This is a genomic window from Gemmatimonadota bacterium (assembly GCA_026706345.1).
In the GTDB taxonomy this organism is placed as follows: domain Bacteria; phylum JAAXHH01; class JAAXHH01; order JAAXHH01; family JAAXHH01; genus JAAXHH01.
Window position 1 is genome coordinate 1 of the sequence record JAPOYX010000157.1, and the last position, 2,861, is coordinate 2,861.

Below are 2,861 nucleotides of genomic sequence, written 5' to 3' on the forward strand. Positions count from 1 at the left end.
GGGTGACAAGTTCCTGTTCCACACTTACGGGGCCAACCCGACAAGCTGTGCGGCCGGCCGTGCGGTTCTCGAGGTACTCAGGGAAGATCGCTTGCAGGAGAACGCGCTTAAGGTCGGAAATTCCCTGCTCGCGGGACTTCGGGACCTTCAGCAACGATACCAGGTCGTCGGTGACGTCCGGGGGCGCGGGCTGATGCTGGCAATTGAACTCGTCCGGGACAGGAAAACCAGGGAACCCGATGCCGATACCACTGCCGCCGTGTTCGAGGCCTGCCGCGAGCACGGTCTCATCCTTTCGAAATCGGGTCCGTACAGGTCCGTGCTGCGCATGGTGCCCCCGTTGTGCCTGTCACGGGGAGATGTCGATTCCGTTATTTCCGGGCTCGATGCCGCCTTCCGATCCATGGAATGAGATCGTGAGCGCTTTGCTTGCAATGCGCCAACACCCATTTTTGGACACCTCGAAACTCGACGCGCGGCAGATCGATCTTGCCTTTTGTCGGCAGGAACAGAGGCCTGCCGTGCGGTCTCGCATACGTTGTGCCTATCCCTGCGGGTCTTGAAGGGCGGCGTGGCCGAGCGAAATGAAAAGGCGCATCGGATCGTCAGTGAGGGGCACAAAGCCGAATCTCTCGCAGAAGCGTTTCGCGTCGTCGTTCGCGGCATCCACGATCAGGGCATGCATGGCCACGGTTTCACCGGCAATCACGGTCCGCTTGACCGCATCTGAGAGAAGCATGCGTCCGAGGCCCTGCCGGTGCGCCGAGCGATCGACCGCCAGCCGGCCGATCAGGGCGCAGGGCACCGGATGGCGCGGCAATTTCCGGGAGAGTTGCTCAGGCAGTGAAGCAAGGTCGATCGACTGTGCACTCAGTGTGTAGAATCCGAGGACTGCATCGGTTTCGCCGGCGGTACAGACGAACACCCGGGCGATCCGGCGCCGGACGTCCTGCCCGGCCTGGCGTGCCAGATAGCGGTCCAACTCGGGAATGCCACAGGAAAAGAACTTCCGGTCTTGGCGCTTTCCGAGCGGCTCGATAGTGAGCGCATCAAGCACGTTCAACGCGAGACGACGCGCCGAGCGTGCTCCTCCAGGGCCGCAAGGAGGTGTTCGTTCGGCGGCGGCGGATCGGAGAGCGCCTCGAAGAACCGCGCCGCATCGTCGCGGGCGAGCGCGATGATCTCGTGACGTCGAACGGCCTTCTCCGCGTTCTCCAGGGCGCTGGACACGATGAAAGCGCTGACGGTCTTGCCTTCGACAGAGGCCGCCTGCTCAATGCGCCGCTTTGCCGTTTCGCTGAGCCTCAGATTGATGCGCTCGCTTCGGACTGTGTCGGTCTGAGCCATGATACCGTCTCCTTCCAAAACAGTGAATGTACGTCGTTTCGGTGCCTCTTGCAAGGCTGAGAATCCTTCATTGACGGTAGCACGCGAGCCATGATCGATAGCATTGCGACGTTCGATCCTCGGCGGCATCGGGAAAGGATCGATTGCGCATCGTGCGTGTTCTTCATCCAAATGCGGGGAAGCCGAAGAAGAGTCAGGAGAACGTTGGTGAGAGAAGAAGATGACCAGGATTCCGAATGTTCTGCTTATTCTGATCGAGAACAGGCCTGGCCGGAAGGAAATGGAATTGGCTCAGGCGATATTTGGGAGAGATGGGCATCTGCAATGAGTGAACAGCAACTGCAATTCGCTTCTTAACCGGGGTCGAATGGAACAGGAACAACGTGGAGTCAATTGAGACAATGTCTGGAATCCAGGAAATCGAAGCCAGGGCAGCGACGAACCGGGCAGAAACTTGGGGTGGACAGTTAATCTATATATATATGGAAAAAGATCCTGACATGGAGAGGGCTGTCATGAAAACCGTCGCGGCGATGAAAACCCTCGTGGAGTGGGACAACCGGGGACGGGCGGTGTTCTCCGTCGAGGACCTGCGCGCGATCTTTCCGGAGTGGTCCCGCAAGACCTTCGCCATGAGGCTCAATCGCCTTGTCCGGCAGGGCGTGCTCGAGCACGTGGCGCGGGGTGTATACGTGAACCCCCTGGCCCGGTCGAGAACCCATGTTCTCGAGGAGATCGCGGTGACATTGCGGCGGCGCGCCACCAGCTACCTGAGCCTGGAGACAGCCCTCGGCGACTACAGCATCATCTCGCAGCAGACGATCGCTTGCGTGACGGTGATGACGACCGGGAGGAAGGGCCGGTTCAACACGCCATACGGCACCATCGCGTTCACCCACACCAGGCGGTCTGTCGGCGAGATCCTGGACCGCACCGCGGATGTCGGCCGTCCGCTGCGGATGGCCCATCCGCGCCTGGCGCTGGAGGACCTCCGGCGCGTCGGCCGCAACCTGGACCTCGTGGACACGGAAGAGCTGGCCGCGATCGAGGAGGAAATGGGGCTGGCGGCATGACGCGGACGGACTTCCGGGACCTGGCGCGTCGGGCTGTGGCCGCCGCTGGGTACGGCGGCCTGGAGCGGGTGGTCAAAAAGGAGATCCTGCACTACGATATCCTGCACGCGATGGCCCGATCCGGGCTGATGGCCGGCCTGGTGTTCCACGGAGGCACCGCCCTGCGGCTCTGCCACGGCGGGCAGAGGCTGAGCGAGGACCTGGACTTCTGCACGGCGCTTGCCCACAGGTGGCGTGCCGGGACAGGATTCCGTCCTTGCTCAGCACCGGTTTCGGCCCAGACGGGTTTGTCCGACCGGCGAACTGTTCGGCGGTAGCGTCGAGCCCTCCCGGCGTTGCCACCCGGGAATTGTGCCGACCCCGGCCAAGCCATCACGGTTCAATGTTCTGAATTCAGTCCAGATCCGAACTGGTTATCCGGGAAACACCCGCCGCGCTTAC

5 protein-coding genes and 1 pseudogene are annotated in these 2,861 nt (G+C 61.9%); 4 read left to right on the forward strand and 2 right to left on the reverse strand.

Going from position 1 to position 2,861, the window contains the following annotated elements; all coding sequences use genetic code 11:
* A partial coding sequence (locus OXG98_10235) for an aminotransferase class III-fold pyridoxal phosphate-dependent enzyme (GenBank protein MCY3772382.1) occupies window positions 1-412 on the forward strand: 412 nt, incomplete at its 5' end.
* Window positions 413-544: 132 nt separating this feature from the next.
* Here the strand turns inward: OXG98_10235 and OXG98_10240 are convergent.
* Both OXG98_10240 and OXG98_10245 read right to left on the reverse strand, forming a co-directional pair.
* A complete protein-coding gene (locus OXG98_10240) occupies window positions 545-1,057 on the reverse strand; it encodes a GNAT family N-acetyltransferase (GenBank protein MCY3772383.1) in 513 nt (170 codons plus the stop codon).
* A gap of 2 nt (window positions 1,058-1,059) precedes the next feature.
* Window positions 1,060-1,347, reverse strand: a complete 288-nt coding sequence (locus OXG98_10245) for a DUF1778 domain-containing protein (protein MCY3772384.1) — start codon at window positions 1,345-1,347, stop codon at window positions 1,060-1,062.
* A 207-nt stretch (window positions 1,348-1,554) separates the two neighbouring features.
* On the opposite strand from OXG98_10245, the gene OXG98_10250 reads away from it, so the two are divergent.
* From OXG98_10250 to OXG98_10260, 3 genes and pseudogenes are all read left to right on the forward strand, one after another.
* Window positions 1,555-1,704: a hypothetical protein gene (locus tag OXG98_10250; GenBank protein MCY3772385.1), complete on the forward strand. Its 150-nt coding sequence runs from the start codon at window positions 1,555-1,557 to the stop codon at window positions 1,702-1,704.
* Window positions 1,705-1,862: 158 nt separating this feature from the next.
* Window positions 1,863-2,420 (forward strand): hypothetical protein, encoded by a 558-nt coding sequence (locus tag OXG98_10255; GenBank protein ID MCY3772386.1) that lies wholly within the window; start codon window positions 1,863-1,865, stop codon window positions 2,418-2,420.
* 20 nt (window positions 2,421-2,440) lie between these two features.
* Window positions 2,441-2,629: pseudogene (locus tag OXG98_10260) on the forward strand (nucleotidyl transferase AbiEii/AbiGii toxin family protein).
* Window positions 2,630-2,861: the final 232 nt, after the last annotated feature.

Bases quoted from the DNA above. Each gene is read 5' to 3' on its own strand.
- OXG98_10245 (MCY3772384.1), bottom strand. From the start codon at position 1,347: ATGGCTCAGACCGACACAGTCCGAAGCGAGCGCATCAATCTGAGGCTC.
- OXG98_10255 (MCY3772386.1), top strand. From the start codon at position 1,863: ATGAAAACCGTCGCGGCGATGAAAACCCTCGTGGAGTGGGACAACCGG.